Raw genomic sequence first — 17,491 nt, 5'->3', positions numbered from 1 at the left:
GCGATAGCAAGAAGGAAACACCTGTTCCCATGCCGAACACAGTAGTTAAGCTTCTTAACGCCGAAAGTAGTTGGTGGGAAACTGCCTGCAAGGTTAGGTAGTCGCCGTGCTTAATGGAGAGAGGACCTTTGTCCTCTTTTTTTGTGTGTTTATTGGATTAATATTTGAAAAAAGAGACCTTTTTAATTAAAGGTCTCTTTTTGTATTATTAGCTTTTTTCTCTAATAAATTTTGTTAAACAGATTAAAAATACAAAGATAAACAAGGCGCTGATCATTGGAACTCGATATTTCTCAAATGCTAATAATACAATTATCATAGTAACAAAAAACATCAAATCTAAAATATCAAGCCAAGGATATAGAGGCATTTTATAATCTGGAAGTTTATCAGCAGGTGTTACTTTTCTAAATTTCATATGAGTCAATACCATAATTGACCAAATAATTAAAAACATGCTAGTTGCAGTAGCTGAAATAAAGTTAAAAGCATCCTGCATGATAAGTGTTAAAATTAGGCCAATTCCGATCATACACGCTGAAAAAATCAATGAGTTTTGTGGTAATTGACGTCTATTTAATTTACCAAAAGTTTTACTAAATTTACTTTTACCACCATAATTTATTGAAAATAGTAAACGTCCAGCACTATAAATGAAACTATTTGTAGAAGATACCGCAGCACTAATTACAACAAAATTTATAATTGATCCTGCGTTTCTTATACCTGTAGCACCTAGTGCTTGAACGAAAGGTGAGCTATTAGTAGAAACTTTTTCCCATGGAATAGCTAGTAATATAGCGATAATTGCTAATACATAAAACAAAATAATTCTAACAGGCAGCTGATTAATTGCTTTAACAATTGTATTTTTAGGATTTTGTGCTTCAGCTGCTGTTAATCCAATAAGTTCAACTCCGATAAAACTAAAGATTACCATTTGAAAACCAAGTAGGAATCCTTTTGGTCCGCGGGCAAAAAAGCCTCCATCAGTAATAAAGTTAGACCAACCAACTGCGCCATATTTAGTAGAATGTCCTGTAAACATTAAGTAAAAAATCATAATTACAAAGGCAATAATAGTAATTATTTTAATGATTGCAAAACTAAACTCTAAGTTACCAAATACACGCGCAGAAATTAAATTGATTCCTAAAAGAACAATTATGGTAATAATTCCGGGTAACCAAGTTGGAAGATGAGGCCACCAGTATTGGAAATATATTCCTAAAGCTGTGGTTTCGGCCATTGCTAAAGTTAACCAGCTAAACCAATAAAGATATCCAGTCACAAATCCTATATTTTTACCCATATATTGAGTAATAAAGTCAATATAAGTATTTTTGTTTAAATCTGAGAGTATCATTTCTCCTAGTGCACGCATTAAGAGAAATAAAAAGATACCTACTAAAATATAGATTAAGATAACAGAAGGTCCGGCTTGGTTAATGCTACTTCCAACTCCTAAGAAAAGTCCGGTACCAATGGTTCCACCTAGAGCAATCAGTTGAACATGTGTATTAGTCAAACTCCGCTTCATTTTATTCCCAGAATCAGAGGAAGTAGAGTTTTCTTTTTTCATTCTATTCTCCTTTCTTAAGCTACTAAAATTTTAACACAGTTTTGCCATAACGCTATGTAAACTGTATATTCTTTAATATTTTTTTCTAAATTTGTTTATTTAATTAATAGATTAAGATATAATACAAGTTTATAATTTGTGAAATATTTCTCAACATCTACCTATATAAAGTGCTATATCTCAATGATTGTATATCATACATGGAGTATGTCCATTTGTGAATTTGAGAAAAACTTAACAAAGTAATTTACAAGTCGTGGTAAAGGAGATATACTTACTTTGACAAAAATGATCAGAGAATTGCTTGGTAGGAGGCACATATATGGTGCAAGGTAATAAAGTAGAAAAGCCAAAAAATATAGATACTGACAAAATGATTAATAGTTACGTAAAGAAAGCACACCAAGCTTTGAATGAAATGGCAAATTTTAGTCAGGAACAAGTGGATAAAATATGTGAAGCAGTAGCTAGTGCAGCTGAACAAAATAGTTACGGATTAGCTGAAATGGCGGTGGAAGAAACTGGAAGAGGTATTGTTGAAGATAAAGCTATCAAAAATATGTTCGCCAGTGAAAATATTTGGAATAGTTTACGTAATCAAAAAACAGTAGGAGTAATTAAAGAAGATAGGCAAAATGATTTAATAAAGATTGCTGAGCCTAAAGGAGTAATTGCTGGTGTAACTCCAGTTACTAATCCAACTTCAACTGTAATATTTAAATCACTCCTAGCATTAAAAACCAGAAATGCTATTATTTTTGGATTTCATCCCCAGGCCCAAAAATCTTGTGTTAAAACTGCTGAGATTATTCGTGCTGCTGCTGTTGCTGCAGGGGCGCCTATGAATGCAATTCAATGGATAGAACAGCCTAGCCTTGAGGCTACTAGTAAGTTAATGAATCATCAAAATGTTCAAACTATTTTAGCTACGGGGGGTCCCGGTATGGTTAAAGCTGCATATTCATCGGGAAAACCAGCTATTGGGGTGGGTCCAGGAAATGGTCCTACTTATATTGAAAAGACGGCTGATATACTTGAAGCAGTGAATGATATTGTACTGTCTAAGACATTTGATAATGGGATGATTTGTTCTTCAGAAAATTCAGTGGTAGTTGATAAAGAAATCTATGAGGAAGTTAAAGAAGAATTTAGAAAATGGAAATGTTATTTTTTAACTCCTGATGAAGTGAAAAAATTTGAACAAAAATTTATTGATCCAAAGCGTGGAACTGTGGCAGGTCCCATCGCAGGCCGTTCAGCTTATCAAATTGCCAAACTTTGTGATGTTGATATTCCTAAAGATATAAAAGTTATTATTGCTGAATATAAAGGTGTAGGTAAAGAATTCCCACTTTCGGCTGAAAAATTATCTCCAGTGTTTACTTTGTATAAGTCTAATAGTCATGAAGAGGCTTATAAGATTTGTACGGATCTTTTAAATTACGGTGGTCGAGGACATACCGCAGGTATTCATTCACAAGATACAGAAGTTATTGAAGATTTTTCAATGAAAATGGATGCATGTCGTATTTTAGTAAATTCACCTGCTTCAGTTGGTGGAGTAGGTGATTTGTATAACAATATGTTGCCATCTCTTACCTTAGGCACAGGCTCTTATGGAGCTAATACTTTTTCCCATAATATTGGCGCTATGGATTTACTGAATATTAAGACTGTCGGAATGCGACGTAATAATGTTCAGTCTATAAAAGTACCTGGTCAAATTTATTTTGAACATAACGCTATTAACTCCCTCCAACAATTACCTGATATTAAAAAATTCTTCATTGTAACTAATGAAGAATTAGGAGCAAGTTGGACAGATAAGATTATTAATATCCTTGGACAACGCCGTATGGGATACTACTATGAAGTCTTTAATAATATATCTTCGAGTCCTACTACAGATATTATTAGAGAAGGTATTCAGCGAATGAATGCTTTTAAACCAGATGCAATAATAGCTTTGGGTGATGATTCAGTAATGAATGCGTCTAAGGCAATGCGGCTCTTTTATGAAAATCCTCAAATGACTTTTGAAAAAGCAACGCAAAAATTTATGGATGGGAGCAAAAGAACTGTTGTTTTCCCTGAAAATAATAAAATAAAATTAATTGCTATTCCAACAACTTCTACTGGTTCAGAAGTATCGCCGTTTTCAATTATTACAAATTCAAAAGATAATGTTAGAGATACTATTTGCTCTGATTCATTGATTCCTGATATTGTAATTCTCGATAATCAATTTGTTGAAAAATTGCCACAAAAATCAATTGCATTATATGGCTTTGAAACTTTATCTCATGCACTTGAAAGTTATGTATCCACTATGGCAACTGACTTTACTCGCGCATGGTCAATGAAAGCTATTAAGCTAGTCTTTAATAATTTAGAAAAAGCTTATAATGGGGATTACTTAGCACGCGTTCGAATGCAGAATGCCGCTACTTTAGCGGGAATGGCTTCTGCTAATGCTTTCTTAGGGGTTGGGGAAGCAATTGCTCAAACAGAGGAAAAGAGTTTTAATATTCCTGTCGGTTTAATTGATGCAACTTTAATACCATATGTAATAAAATTTAATTCTAAGCGCCCAGAAAAACTTGCGTTATGTCCACGTTATTCTGTTTATCGAGCAGATAAAGATTATATTGAAATTGCTCAAGCTTTAAATTTAAAGGGCAATAGTAATGAAGAATTGATTAATGAACTAATTAAAGAAATCGTTAGTTTGTCTCATAAAGTTGGTATAAAACCTGGCTTAAAATTCAATGGTGTTAAGGAAGTTGAATTTAATGCAATAGTCAAAGATTTAGCACTTGAAGCTTATAAAAATCAAAATATTGGAACTAATCCATCACGATTATTAGTTAGTGAAATTATTAGATTAGTCCAACAAACTTATAACGGTACCGAAATTGAAAAAGATTAAATTAGGTAAATTAAAAAGTAGGAAGAAGTGAATATTCTTCCTACTTTTTTGTATAATAAAAGAAAACGATTACAATTATAAGGAGGAAACTATGATTAATTTAGGAATTATTGGGTCTGGTATGATAGTTAACGACTTTTTAAAAATTTCTAATCAAATTCCTGACTTAAATTTAACAGCTATTTCTACAACAGAGCATAGTAAGCATATCGGCCAGGAATTAAGTGAAAAATATGGAATTAAATACACTTACACTGATAATGAAAAGTTATATAAAAACAATGAAGTAAATACTGTATATGTAGGTGTGCCAAATAATTTACATTATGAGGTAGCAAAAAATGCATTACTTGCAGGAAATAATGTGATTTGTGAAAAGCCATTTGTAGAAACAGTAGAACAAGCTAAGGAATTAAAAAAGATTGCTGATGAAAAAAAAGTCATTTTAGTTGAGGCAATTACTAATATTTATTTGGCTAATTTTAGCTATTTAAAAGAAAATTTAAAGACTATTGGACCCGTACATCAAGTTGTACTTAATTATACTCAATACTCGAGTCGTTATGATAAGTTCTTGCAAGATGTTATTGAACCAGTTTTCGATTATAAGAAGGATGGTGGAGCTTTAATGGATCTTGGGATTTATAATATTCATCTAGCGGTAGGATTATTTGGAAAGCCGACATATGTAAAGTATTTTTCTGTAATTCAAAAGAAAGTAGATACCTCAGGCACATTAATTCTTTCTTATCCTCAAATGCAAGTTAGTTCCATTGCAGCTAAAGATTCTTATGTTACTGATCAGTGGAGTTATATTGAAGGCGAGAAAGGTACTCTTAAGATTAAAGGTTCACTCGGGCAATTAAATGAAATTGAGCTTGATATAAAAGGTGAAGTACCAAAATATATTAAGCTAAATAACGATCGAATGGTAGCTGAATTTGTTGAATTTAGCCGAATGATTAGAGAAAAGGATAAAGCTGCAGCTGATGAGGCATTTACTCACTCATTAACAGTATTAGAAATTTTAGAGGCTGCGCGCAAATAAAAAAGATAGGCTCTTTGTTAAGAGTCTATCTTTTTTGATAACTACTGTTAGTTTAATTTACCAGCTTCGGCTAAAATCTTCTTAGCTTTTTCTAGTGAATGATGTTCTTCTCTATAGCGCTTGATATCGTAACCATCTTCGTTAGAAAGAGCATCAAGTTTTTCGTCTAATTCTTTGAATTCTGACTTAAGGTCGGCAATAACTTTAGCTTCATCGTCAACATAAACATAATGTTCTTCGTCAGCTTTATCTTCAATCTTAGCGTTGTCTTCGCTAACTTTCTTAGCGTGCTTTAAAATTGACTTAATATCCTTGATAGTTTCGTGTTGAGCGGTGCGGTGACGCTTGTCAGGTTCAGAATCTTCAATCTTAGTTAAGTGACTTTCTGCGTCAGCAATCTTCTTAGAGATTCTATCTAAAGCTTTTAATTGTCTTTTTGCGTAATCTACTATAATAGGTTACCTCCTAAAACTAATCTTAAACCTAGTACTCCTACAGTGTAGTTCTTATAATAAGTAAAATCAAATAAAACGCTTATAAATAAAAAAAGAAAATAGATATTACTATATTTTCTTTTTAGGTAAAAATATATTATTTGTCTGCATAACCCTTAGGATGGTTTTGATGCCATTTCCAAGCAGTTGCAATCACGTCGTTGACGTTTTCGTACTTTGGACTCCAACCTAAAATTTTACGTGCTTTAGTTGAGTCTGCTACCAAGCTATCAGGATCTCCACCACGTCCTGGTCCAATAGTATAAGGAATATCGATCCCAGTAACTTCTTTAGCAGCTTGTAAAATTTCTAAGTTTGAATAACCCTGTGCTGTACCTAAGTTAAATACATCAGATTTATTGGTCTTCATTACGTGTTGAAGGGCTAAAATATGAGCATCAATTAAATCTTCAACTTGTACATAGTCTCGAACATTAGTACCATCCTTAGTATTGTAATCATTACCAAAGATAGTGAAATTACCATCGCCAGAAATAGCACTTTTTAAAATATTTGGAATTAAATGAGTTTCGGGACCGTGGTCTTCACCAATTGTGCCATCGCTTGAAGCACCTGCAACATTGAAATAACGTAAAGCAATTGACTTTATACCATTTGCTTTGTCAGCCCAGTTCATAATTTTTTCCATCATCATTTTGGTTTCACCATATGGGTTGATTGGATTTAATGGTGTGTCTTCTGTGATTGGTAATTTTTCTGGAATACCGTAAGTTGCAGCACTTGAGGAGAAGACTAAGTATTTAACTCCAACGTCGTTCATAGCCTTTAACAACGAGATCATTCCAGAAACGTTATTATCGTAATATTTAAGAGGGTCTTTTACAGATTCTCCAACTAATGAATACGCTGCAAAGTGCATGACGGCATCAATTTTTTCATCACGTAAAACTTTGCTTACCAAGAAAGTATCTTCAATGTCACCTTGATAAAATTTAGCTTTAGGGTCAACAGCTTTTTTATGACCGGTATATAAAGAATCTAAAACAACCACGTCATTGCCATCTTCAATCAATTTTCTAACAGCATGGGAGCCGATATAACCCGCCCCACCAATAACTAAAACACGCATAATGTATGCTCCTTTATAAGAAATAGTTTTAATTCGTTTTCATGCTTATTCTATCATAATTAGAGATGGATATTCTTATTTGATTAGTAGGAATGTTGGATTAAAGCAGGTTCTTGATGCTGCATTTGAAAACTTAAAAATTTTCGTACTGAAAGATAATGACCCAATGTATTTGTTTAAAAAATGTTTGTAGAATATGAAATAAGGATTAAACTAAAGTTACTAACAAAAAGAAAGGTAGTCTTATGATTCATAACGAAACTATTGATACTCAAATTAATCACCGTTCAATTAGATCTTTTAAAAATCAAACTTTGAATAAAGAACAACTTGAAACTTTATATACAGTAGCTCAACATACTCCAACCAGCATGTTTATGCAGAATTTTTCTATTCTGCATATTACTGATGAAAAGAAACGTGCTAAGATTCGGGAACTTTGCAATCAAGAGTATGTTGGAGCCGAAGGGGACTTGTTTATCTTTATTGTCGATCTGTATCGTAACCAACAAATTAGAAAACAATTGGGAAAAGATGATGGTCGTGTACATACGACAGATATTTTTTTCCAAGCAATGGAAGATACTTTGCTAGCTTTTCAGAATATGGCAAATGCAGTTGAAAGTATGGGTTTGGGATGTGTAACACTGGGTACAGTAAATGATCATCCACTTGAAATGTTGAAAGTTCTTGACTTACCAAAATTAACTTTCCCAGTATTAGGACTTCAAGTTGGTGTACCTAATCAAGAACCACAACTTAAGCCAAGATTACCTTTGAAGTTTACTTGCTTTGAAGAAAACTATAATAAAAACTTTGATGTTAAAGATTTAGCTGATTACGATAAAATTGTAACAACTTATTACGATTTACGTGATAGTAATCGTCGAGTAGACTCGTTTACTAAGCAAATTAGTGGGGAAAAATTAGATAATCACGAAACTGACCGTGACCAAGTTCCTCAAGAACTTCATGATCAAGAGTTATGTTTAGATTGGAAGTAAAAAACTTTTTAATAGACTTTTCATAAGCAAATTTCTTTACTTATTTAAAGTAAGGTAATATTATAAAATTATCTTAAATGGAGGGCAAATTTATGAAAAAGGTAAAGAATATAATCATTGGTTTTGGTAAAGGTGGAAAAACTTTAGCAAAATTTTTAGCTCAAAAGGGTGAAGAAGTTTTAGTTATTGAAAAATCTAACCAAATGTATGGTGGAACTTGCATTAATATTGCTTGCTTACCTTCTAAACGTTTGATTATTGAAGCTGGCAATGGTATGGATTATGTTGATGCAGTAAATGGTAAAAATGAAATGACTGCATTATTAAGAAATAAAAATTACCATATGTTAGCTGATGAAGAAACAGTTACAGTTTTAGATGGAACTGCAAAATTTATTTCAAACCATCAAATTACAGTAGCTTTACCAGATGGAACAAAGGAAGAATTTGAAGGGGATCGTATCTTTATTAATACAGGTGCGCTTCCAGTAATTTTACCTATTCCAGAATTGAAAGACAGTAAATTTTTACTTGATTCTACTCAAGCTATGGATCAAAAAGCTCTCCCTAAGGAACTGGTAATTATTGGTGCGGGTTACATTGGCTTAGAATTTGCGGCAATGTTTGCTAAATACGGTTCTAAAGTTACAGTTCTTGATCATAATAGTGAATTTATTCCTCGTGAAGATGATGATATAAGTCAAATGGTTAAGAAAGACCTAGAAGATTTAGGCGTGAAGTTTGAATTAGGAGTCGACATTGAAAAAATTGTCGATCACGACGACTATGCAACAGTTGTTTATAGTAAAAATGGTGAAGAATATACTGTTAATGGTGATCGAATCTTAGCGGCAACTGGTAGAAGACCCAATACTGAAAATCTAGGTTTAGAAAATACTGATATTAAGCTTTCTGATCGAGGAGCAATTGAAGTAGATAATCATTTACATACTACTGTAAGTAACGTATGGGCAATTGGGGATGTAAAAGGTGGTCTGCAATTTACCTATATTTCTTTAGATGATTTTAGAATTATCAAGGATGAGTTGTTTGGAGAAGGACAACGAAATTTAAATGATAGAATCATTGTGCCTTATAGTGTATTTATTGATCCAGCTTTGTCTGAAGTCGGTCTAACTGAAAAGGAAGCTAAGAAGAAAAATATTAATTATAAATTATTTAAATTGCCAGTAGCTGCTATTCCTAAGGCTAGAGTAGCTAAAGATCCTAGAGGTATTTTTAAAGCTTTAGTTGATCCAGATAATAATCAAATTTTAGGAGCAACTTTGTATGGCATTGAATCTTACGAACTAATTAATATGATTGCTTTAGCTATGAATGCAAAAATTCCTTATACTGTATTGCGTGATCAAATTTATACTCACCCTACAATGAGTGAAGCATTTAATGACTTATTTAAGTAGTGCTTTACTTTTAAATATTCCCTTTGGTATAATAGTACCGTTCAGGGGATGCCGAGTTAGCTCAGTTGGTAGAGCGCTTCCCTCGTAAAGAAGAGGTCGCCAGTTCGATCCTGGCACTCGGCATAAATAATATACTTAAATTAATTAACCTTTATTTATCAGCGATTTGCGCAGATAAGTAAAGGTTATTTTTTATATAAAATTGAATATTGTATACGGAAATGATGAAAGCTGGTTTATATACTTATTTAATATTGTATTGAAATGCTATTTTTATTAATGTAGTATTAAAAAGTAAATAAAAAGTTAATTTATAATAATAATTTTAAACGGTAGTATTTTAATTTATCAAATATAATAAAATCGGCACAAGATACTTATAAATATTAAATTAGAGTTATTAAGAATCTAGATATAAAAGGAATTACTTTGTCCTAATTAGTTGATTGATGCCATTTTAAGCACTATCTTTTAAATTTTAAAATGGGGATTACAGAATGAAAAAATATAAAAATATATACTACATCTTGTCAATATTAACAACTATTGCTGTAGTAATATGGGATGGAACCATTTATATTTTTATGCATAAAGTTGGTTATAGTTATGGTCAAATAAATTTATTTTTATCTATTTTTTGGATAATTACATTTTTTACTGAAATTCCTTCAGGTTATATAGCTGATCATGTTGGATATTTAAGGACTTTAAGCATTTCTGGTTTTATTAGAGCTCTTGGTTTAATAATTTTAGCGTTGAGCTCTAAAAGTTTATTTGTTTTAGTATTGAGTGGGATTTTTACAGCTTTAGGTGATTCTCTACAGTCAGGTACATTGACATCTTGGATATCAAATCGGGCTAAGTCCGAGAATGACATGGATAGTTTAAATCATATCTATTCAACTTTAGGAATAATTACTAGTCCATTAAATATGTTAGTAGGTTTTTTAGGAGCGAATATTTTGGCTAATATTAGTCTCAATTTGCCGATAATTATGGGTGCTGTATTATTTATTATTAGTGGTCTTCTGTCATTATTTTTGATTAAATATGATAAAAGTAATAAGGATGTTCAGCGGCCTAAGTTTGATATTATAAATGATTTTAAAACTATTAAGCAAAATGACTTTAATGCCTTGAAACTAATTATAATTTTCGTACCCGTCATTATGATTTCTGTAGCTCCATTGGATCAATGGCAGTTGTTTTTTCAACACGGAAAGAAAATAATGACAGGTTATATTGTAGTATTAATGGGAATTATGGGGATGTTAGCTTCATATGTATATCGTCGCTTGATTAATAAAATAAAAAGCGAGTGGAAGATATTTATTGTTTCCACCGTTATGATGGCATTAACTATCATAGCCACCTCTCTATTTAAGCAGTATTACTTGATCTCATTAGTGATATTTTTAATAAATGTACTTTTTGGATCATTAGAAGGAACTGCTCAAAGTGTATATTTTCAGAAGGCTATAAACAATGAAACAACGCGAGCTACTGTAGTATCGATTTATAATGCAGTTGAGGCTGGAGTTACTGTAATAGTATTAGGTTTGAATGGTTATTTGGCAGATCGTTATGGCCTAGGAATGGCTTGGATAGTATTAGCAATATTAGGTTTAATTTTTTTCGTGGCTATTCTAGTTTTAAACAGAAAACTATTAATAAATAAAAAACATAAGAATAAAATTAAAAAAAGATAATAATTATCACTAACTAATAATACTTGCAAAAAGTAAGTGGATAAATTATAATTATTTATGACTTTGAGAAGTGGATTTGTGTACATAAATAATAGTTATTATGGAGGCATGTTGATATGCTTATGGATATTTTAGGTGTTGGAGTAATTGTAGGGATGTTGCTTGTAGTTACCAGTAAACCATCGAGAAAATTACAAACTGAACATATTAATCGTCGTCGTTAAAGTTTGTGGAGTATAAAAAGCATTGTTTTAAAACAATGCTTTTTTCGTTATTTAGCTTTTTTGGCCCATGTGTAATTGTAAAGAAAGTAACAAGCTGCTCCAGCAAAGTAGACTAAACTGGCACCTGTAACATCAAATAACTTGTTACCATCTAGACTAACACTAACTAGTGCAATGGTAGCGATAAGAACTATGATTGAAATAACTATAGTTGAAATTTTCATAATGAGAGCCTTCTTTTGTAAACATCTTTTCATTAAATATGTTTACATTATAGTGCTTTTTTATCCAAATGTATACAAAAAAATAAAAATATAGTATTACTATTTACGGATAGGAATTGAAGTTTGGACTTAATGCACAAAAATTAGTAGAATTAATGTAAAGTAATTAGAAAGAAAGTAATAATATGCAAATTCAAGTTCCTTTAGTGAATGGTTTTTTGGCTGATGAATATACTAAATTTGCAACTGATGCAGATAGAATTAATGGAAAACCGGCGAAATCATTTCCTATTTCTATTAAAGATGTACCTTCAGGTACAAAGAGCTTAGCAATTTATTTTAAAGATTTTGACTCTGTTCCAGTATGTGGATTTGTTTGGATTCATTGGTTAGCTGCTAATATTCCAGTAATTGATAAAATTCCATCAGATGCCAGTAGAAAGAAACCGTTTGATTTTGTGCAAGGATCTAACAGTAACTGTAGCAGATTTTTACCAGAAAATTCTGGTCCTCAAATTGGATACACTGGTCCACAGCCTCCAATAGGTATTCATGATTATGAACTAACTATCTATGCTTTAGACAATACTTTAGAGTTAGAAGATGGATATTACCTCAATGATTTTTTAGAAAAAATTGAAGGGCATGTTTTAGAAAAACAAAATGTAATTTTACCTGCAACAGCAGAAAAATAAAAAAGTCTAGAAAAGAATTCTATATATTTTTATAGGCTTCTTTTTTTATTTCGAATAATGTTGACAGGCAACAAAAGATGAATTATTATGCTATATATAATGTTGATAAGCAACAAAAAGGAGAATTTATATGAGTAAAGTTTTAATTATTCAGGCACATCCACATATTGATAACAGTTTATCACTTACTGTAGGGAATAAATTTATTGAAGAATATAAAAAGAATAACCCTAATGATACGATTATTTTGAGAGATTTATATGATAAAGAAGGCGTACCACCCTTAAATGATGTCACAATGGCAGCTTGGAAAAAGCAAAAAAATGGTCAAACACTTACTGTACAAGAAAGTAAAATGATTGAACGTCATAATGAATGGTTGGATGAATTTATTAATGCAGATAAATATGTTTTTATTAATCCCATGTATAATCATTTTCTACCAGCTGAAATGAAACAATATCTTGATTTGACTGCGATTGCTAGAAAGACTTTTAAATATACGCCAAAGGGTTCAGTTGGCTTATTGAAAAATAAGAAAGCAATTCATATTCAAGCATCAGGAAGCGTCTACCATAAAGGTGGAAAATGGGGAGTAGTCAAATTTTTTGTTAAAAAAGCTTTTCATATTTCTAGTAAGGACAGTTGTGCTGTAATGGATTTGGGATCATTATACTTGCAAAATATGTTAAAGTTTTATGGTATAAACGATATAGATCAAATTTATGTTGAAGGTGCGGATGCTTATTCAAAAAAGCGCCCAGTAATTTTAAAGACAGGACTTAAAGAAGCGGTTGATAAAGCGAAGCGATTTTAGTTATTTTTTCTTTCTATAGTAGCATCGATTGAAAATTACCATCCCGATAATAAGAATTAAAATAGCTGCTGCGCTTCCTAGTGTTTCTATAGCACTGGCATGGGCAGTTATCAAACTTCGAAGAAGAGCCGTTATACCGAGTTCCATTAAAAAGTTAATACTCATGTGGCCGTGATTTCTTAGTGCGGAGACAATCATGGCAATAAATTCAAAGAATAGAAAGAATACGATTAGTTCGTCAAGAATCTCGACGTTACTTTTTGAAATTGAAGGGGATATTAGGTGTTGAATAATAGGAAGAAATTCGCGAAATAGTAATAAAACTAAGACTATACCCAATAAAGACATTGCAATTACAAGAATAGCCTGAAATATTTTTGCTGTTTTAACGGTAAGTTTATTGAATTTTTTCACTTTTAAAGCCTTTCGTATAAAGAAAAAAGGAATCTGAAAACTGTCAGGTTCCTTTTTAAGTAGAAAATTAATCTTCTACTTTTTTAGCTGTGTTCATTGCTTCCATGATTGAAGGATTCTTTGAATGACAATCCTTAATCATTTGTAAATCTGCTTCACTTAATTCAACGCTGTATTTAGTCATAGTTATTCCTCACTTTTTATGAAAATCTACCTTAAATATAGCACATTGTGGAAAGTGTGCAAATTTAAATATAGCACATTGTGGAAAGTGTGCAAATTTTTGTTCAATATTAGATAACTAAAAAGCAGCTTTTGTTGTAACTTCATTCAAGGTATCATGATAAAGTACATTTTTAAATTTAAGGAGAACTATAAGATGGCAAAAATTATTTATCTTGTTCGTCATGGACAAACTCTATTCAACTTACGTCATAAAACTCAAGGAAGAGTAGATTCGCCTTTAACTGATTTAGGAATTAAACAAGCTGAAGCCGCACGGGATTACCTGCAAAAAAATGGTATTTATTTTGATAAAGCATTTTGTTCTACCCAAGAACGTGCAAGTGATACTTTAGAAATTGTGACTAATTATCAAATGAAGTATGAACGCTTAAAAGATTTGCGTGAAAAATATTATGGTATTTATGAAGGACAAGATGAATATACTTTGCCTTGGAATAGAGGATTAAAAAGAGAAGCTGATCCATCGATTGAACCTGATGCCAAGGTAGTAGCAAGAATGGAGAAAGCTATAAATTATATTCTTTCGAAAATGAATGAGGGAGAGAGTGCAATTATTGTAGGGCATGGAGATATGCTAGGGCAATATGTAAGAAAACATAATAATGGCCTTCACTTTGAGAAGTTTAAGAACTGTGCAATAGCAAAATTAAGTGTTGAAGAAGATGAAATAAAATTGCTAGATTATATTTGGCCAGCAAAAAATGTTCAATAAAAGTAAAATGGATTCCATGTATAGCATTGGAATTCTTTTTTTCTATACGACTTTTCACAGCAAAATTACATTATTACAGCAATGTAACAAAAAAAAAGAAATATTACAGCAATGTAACAAAATGGCGCAATTCCTTAATGTTAAAACGCGTTTGTGTTACTTGTGTGCAATATTGAGCCGGTAATATATAGCTTGTCAATTGGAACAAGAGCAAAACAAAATTTAAATTATAAACAAATATCTTGTTTCAGAATTCGATTTATTTTTTAAAGGAGACTTTTATTTTGAAGAATTCTAAATCCATCAATTTTAAATCTGTCCTAACTAAAACTTTTATGGCTGCAGGTATTGCAGCAACTGGTCTTACTGTAGCAAATATGAATAACAACAAGGCTCAAGCTGCTGTAACTTCTGCAGATCCTTCAGTTGTTACTATTTCAGCAACTAGTGTAGCAGTTAGAAGTGGTGCTTCTGATTACTCACCAGCAACTGGTCAACTTTTAAATCATGCAACTTCATGGAAAGTTATTGATGCAACTAACGATGCATACGGTCAAAGATGGTACGATTTAGGTAAAAATCAGTGGGTTAAGGCTTCAAACACTGTAGCTGGTTACCACACTGTAACTTCATATAGTGCATCAACTAGTTCAAGCACTAAGACTACTTCAACTAGTTCATCACAATCATCAAGTTCAAACTCAAACTCAAATTACAATTACAGTACTACTAATAATAGTGCAAATTATAACTACAATAACAATTCAAGTAGTTACTCTTCATCATACAGTTACTCAGCACCTAAGACTACTTATACTAGTTACAATACCAGTGCTAATACTACTGCTTCTACAACAACTACTTCTACTAGCTCATCAAGTTCAGAAGAAGCAGCTAAGGCTTGGATTGCTAATAAAGAGTCTGGTGGTTCATACACCGCAACAAATGGTCAATATGTAGGTAAATACCAATTATCTGCTTCATACTTAAATGGTGACTACTCAGCAGCTAACCAAGAACGTGTTGCTAATAACTATGTAACTTCTCGTTACGGTTCATGGGCAGCAGCTAAGAGTTTCTGGGAAGCTAATGGTTGGTACTAAGATTAGTATCTCTAATTTGACTTATTCAAATTTAAGTTTATATAAAAAATCGTCCGAGTCAGGACGATTTTTTTGTTATTAATAATAAAACAAGATTGCTTTTACCTATCTTTAATAGTATATTAATCATTAAAGATAGTTATTATCTTTGTTCGTCTTTATAATAGTATTTCTACGAATTAGGGGTGTAAAATCGTGTATTTAGCCATCAACATTGCCGGATTAGTAATTTTCTTGCTAATAGGCTGGCTATGTTCCAAGGACCGAAAAGCTATTAACTGGCGTGGAATCGCCACAATGGTTGTCTTCAACCTTATCTTAGCTTGGTTTTTAACCAGTTTTTCAATTGGACGAAGTATCGTTAGCGGTGCTGCTGTCATGTTTAATCAATTAATGGAAGTTGCTTATGAAGGAATTAAGTTTGCCTTTCCTAGTGCTGTTGCAGCCAAAAGTATGGATTGGTTTTTCCAAGTATTAATGCCAATTCTAATGGTTGTTCCATTATTTGATATTTTAACGTATATTGGAGTTTTACCATTTATTATTAAGTGGATTGGAAAAGGACTTTCATGGCTTACAGGACAGCCTAAGTTTGAATCATTTTTTGCTATAGAAATGATGTTCTTAGGTAATACTGAAGCTTTAGCAGTTTCCAAATTACAGCTTAAAAGAATGAGTGCACAACGTAATTTGACTCTAGCTATGATGTCAATGAGTTGTGTAACTGCTTCGATCATTGGTTCATATACTGAAATGATGCCAGCGCAATATATTTTAACTGCTGTTCCAGTTAACGTCATTAATGCATTGATTGTTACTGCTATGCTTAATCCAGTTAAGGTGCCTAAAGAAGAAGACACAATTGCTACTATGGGTAGTTCAGAAGCTGTTGCAGAAGAAGAAATTGGTGACATTCGTAAAAATGGCAAGCCTAAAAAAGAACCATTCTTTTCATTTTTAGGAGATTCAATTGTCGGTGCCGGTAAGCTGATTTTAATAATTACTGCTAATGTTATTGCTTTTGTTGCCTTAGCAGCATTAATTAATAAAATTTTAGGCTTGATTAATCCATGGTTGTCATTAGAGCATTTATTAGGTATTGTAATGTTCCCATTTGCATGGTTAATGGGACTACCATTTGATAATGCCTTCCAATTTGCTCAGTATATGGGAACTAAGTTAGTTACTAACGAATTTGTGGTGATGGGACAGGTTACGAAGACTGTTCATACCTTCTCTCCTCACTATCAAGCTGTTTTAACTGCCTTTGTCACAAGTTTTGCTAACTTCTCAACTTTGGGAATGATTATTGCAGCTTTCAAGGGTATGGTTAATAAAGAGAAGAATGCATTAATTTCTAAGAATGTTATTTACTTATTAATTTCTGGTATTTTGGTATCACTTTTATCAGCTGCCATGATTGGTTTATTTGTTTGGTAAAAGAAATAAAATAAGATAAATTAAAAGTCATCGTGAGTGATAGTAGCTTTGAGATTAGGATAAAATTCCGAAGCATCTATTACCAGATGGCTTTTTTAGTATTAATTTTTAATTTATATATAGCGTAACTTTTAAATGGCTTTTATAATATTACGAGCTGGTGAAAACTCGGTAATTCATTGCCGAGATGAAACCAGCTTTTGCAGTGATTTTCTATTTTAGTATATTTTTGAATTTGCTATAATTTTTGCGACGAGGAGGTGAAAAAATGTTAGCTGGAATTAAATTAAGACTCTATCCCAATCAAGTTCAAAAAGATAAGTTAGCCCAAATGTT

At 32.0% G+C, this 17,491-nt stretch carries 16 protein-coding genes, 1 tRNA gene and 1 rRNA gene; 13 read left to right on the top strand and 5 right to left on the bottom strand.

Features of this window, described 5'->3' with window-relative positions; genetic code table 11:
* Positions 1-110 (top strand): 5S ribosomal RNA (rrf, locus tag HDR40_RS03175); the annotation flags it as partial.
* Between the two features lie 98 nt (positions 111-208).
* Here rrf and HDR40_RS03170 read toward each other — a convergent pair.
* A complete protein-coding gene (locus tag HDR40_RS03170) occupies positions 209-1,582 on the bottom strand; it encodes an amino acid permease (protein ID WP_290626425.1) in 1,374 nt (457 codons plus the stop codon).
* Between the two features lie 322 nt (positions 1,583-1,904).
* Here HDR40_RS03170 and adhE point away from each other — a divergent pair, with 322 nt between their 5' ends.
* Both adhE and HDR40_RS03160 read left to right on the top strand, forming a co-directional pair.
* Positions 1,905-4,511: a bifunctional acetaldehyde-CoA/alcohol dehydrogenase gene (gene adhE / locus HDR40_RS03165; protein ID WP_290626424.1), complete on the top strand. Its 2,607-nt coding sequence runs from the start codon at positions 1,905-1,907 to the stop codon at positions 4,509-4,511.
* Positions 4,512-4,605: 94 nt separating this feature from the next.
* Positions 4,606-5,559 carry a Gfo/Idh/MocA family oxidoreductase gene (locus HDR40_RS03160; RefSeq protein ID WP_290626428.1) on the top strand — a complete coding sequence of 318 codons (954 nt, stop codon included), beginning with the start codon at positions 4,606-4,608 and terminating at the stop codon, positions 5,557-5,559.
* Between the two features lie 47 nt (positions 5,560-5,606).
* On the opposite strand, the gene HDR40_RS03155 is transcribed toward HDR40_RS03160, so the two are convergent.
* Together HDR40_RS03155 and galE are read right to left on the bottom strand one after the other, a co-directional pair.
* On the bottom strand, positions 5,607-6,011 hold the full coding sequence (locus tag HDR40_RS03155) for a hypothetical protein (RefSeq protein WP_290626427.1): 405 nt from the start codon (positions 6,009-6,011) through the stop codon (positions 5,607-5,609).
* A 139-nt stretch (positions 6,012-6,150) separates the two neighbouring features.
* Positions 6,151-7,143: a UDP-glucose 4-epimerase GalE gene (gene galE / locus HDR40_RS03150; RefSeq protein ID WP_290626422.1), complete on the bottom strand. Its 993-nt coding sequence runs from the start codon at positions 7,141-7,143 to the stop codon at positions 6,151-6,153.
* A gap of 245 nt (positions 7,144-7,388) precedes the next feature.
* Here galE and HDR40_RS03145 point away from each other — a divergent pair, with 245 nt between their 5' ends.
* The 4 genes from HDR40_RS03145 (at position 7,389) to HDR40_RS03130 (ending at position 11,280) form a co-directional block, all read left to right on the top strand.
* Entirely contained in the window at positions 7,389-8,147 is a 759-nt protein-coding gene (locus HDR40_RS03145) for an NADPH-dependent oxidoreductase (RefSeq protein ID WP_290626420.1), read from the top strand.
* 92 nt (positions 8,148-8,239) lie between these two features.
* Positions 8,240-9,571 (top strand): FAD-containing oxidoreductase, encoded by a 1,332-nt coding sequence (locus HDR40_RS03140; RefSeq protein ID WP_290626418.1) that lies wholly within the window; start codon positions 8,240-8,242, stop codon positions 9,569-9,571.
* A 50-nt stretch (positions 9,572-9,621) separates the two neighbouring features.
* Positions 9,622-9,694: transfer RNA gene (locus HDR40_RS03135), tRNA-Thr, on the top strand.
* A 374-nt stretch (positions 9,695-10,068) separates the two neighbouring features.
* Positions 10,069-11,280, top strand: a complete 1,212-nt coding sequence (locus HDR40_RS03130) for an MFS transporter (protein WP_290626416.1) — start codon at positions 10,069-10,071, stop codon at positions 11,278-11,280.
* Positions 11,281-11,551: 271 nt separating this feature from the next.
* Here the strand turns inward: HDR40_RS03130 and HDR40_RS03125 are convergent, their stop codons facing one another.
* The gene (locus HDR40_RS03125) at positions 11,552-11,728 is read right to left on the bottom strand and encodes a hypothetical protein (protein ID WP_290626415.1); all 177 of its coding nucleotides are present in this window, start codon (positions 11,726-11,728) and stop codon (positions 11,552-11,554) included.
* Between the two features lie 185 nt (positions 11,729-11,913).
* On the opposite strand from HDR40_RS03125, the gene HDR40_RS03120 reads away from it, so the two are divergent.
* Both HDR40_RS03120 and HDR40_RS03115 read left to right on the top strand, forming a co-directional pair.
* Complete coding sequence (locus HDR40_RS03120; RefSeq protein ID WP_290626414.1) at positions 11,914-12,423, top strand: YbhB/YbcL family Raf kinase inhibitor-like protein; 510 nt, start codon at positions 11,914-11,916, stop codon at positions 12,421-12,423.
* A gap of 130 nt (positions 12,424-12,553) precedes the next feature.
* Entirely contained in the window at positions 12,554-13,240 is a 687-nt protein-coding gene (locus HDR40_RS03115; RefSeq protein WP_290626413.1) for an NAD(P)H-dependent oxidoreductase, read from the top strand.
* Here HDR40_RS03115 and psiE read toward each other — a convergent pair whose 3' ends face one another.
* Positions 13,241-13,654: a phosphate-starvation-inducible protein PsiE gene (gene psiE / locus HDR40_RS03110; RefSeq protein ID WP_290626412.1), complete on the bottom strand. Its 414-nt coding sequence runs from the start codon at positions 13,652-13,654 to the stop codon at positions 13,241-13,243.
* Positions 13,655-14,033: 379 nt separating this feature from the next.
* Between psiE and HDR40_RS03105 the strand changes: the two genes are divergently transcribed.
* From HDR40_RS03105 to HDR40_RS09915, 4 genes are all read left to right on the top strand, one after another.
* Complete coding sequence (locus tag HDR40_RS03105; protein ID WP_290626410.1) at positions 14,034-14,612, top strand: histidine phosphatase family protein; 579 nt, start codon at positions 14,034-14,036, stop codon at positions 14,610-14,612.
* A 284-nt stretch (positions 14,613-14,896) separates the two neighbouring features.
* On the top strand, positions 14,897-15,715 hold the full coding sequence (locus HDR40_RS03100; RefSeq protein ID WP_290626408.1) for a hypothetical protein: 819 nt from the start codon (positions 14,897-14,899) through the stop codon (positions 15,713-15,715).
* Between the two features lie 195 nt (positions 15,716-15,910).
* Positions 15,911-17,155, top strand: a complete 1,245-nt coding sequence (locus HDR40_RS03095) for a nucleoside transporter C-terminal domain-containing protein (protein WP_290626406.1) — start codon at positions 15,911-15,913, stop codon at positions 17,153-17,155.
* Between the two features lie 268 nt (positions 17,156-17,423).
* On the top strand, positions 17,424-17,491 hold a 68-nt coding region (locus HDR40_RS09915), incomplete at its 3' end, for a helix-turn-helix domain-containing protein (protein ID WP_365936777.1).

Source organism: Lactobacillus sp. (genome assembly GCF_014803895.1).
The sequence above is the reverse complement of the archived record's forward strand: the minus strand, read 5'-3'. Positions and strand labels throughout refer to the sequence as shown.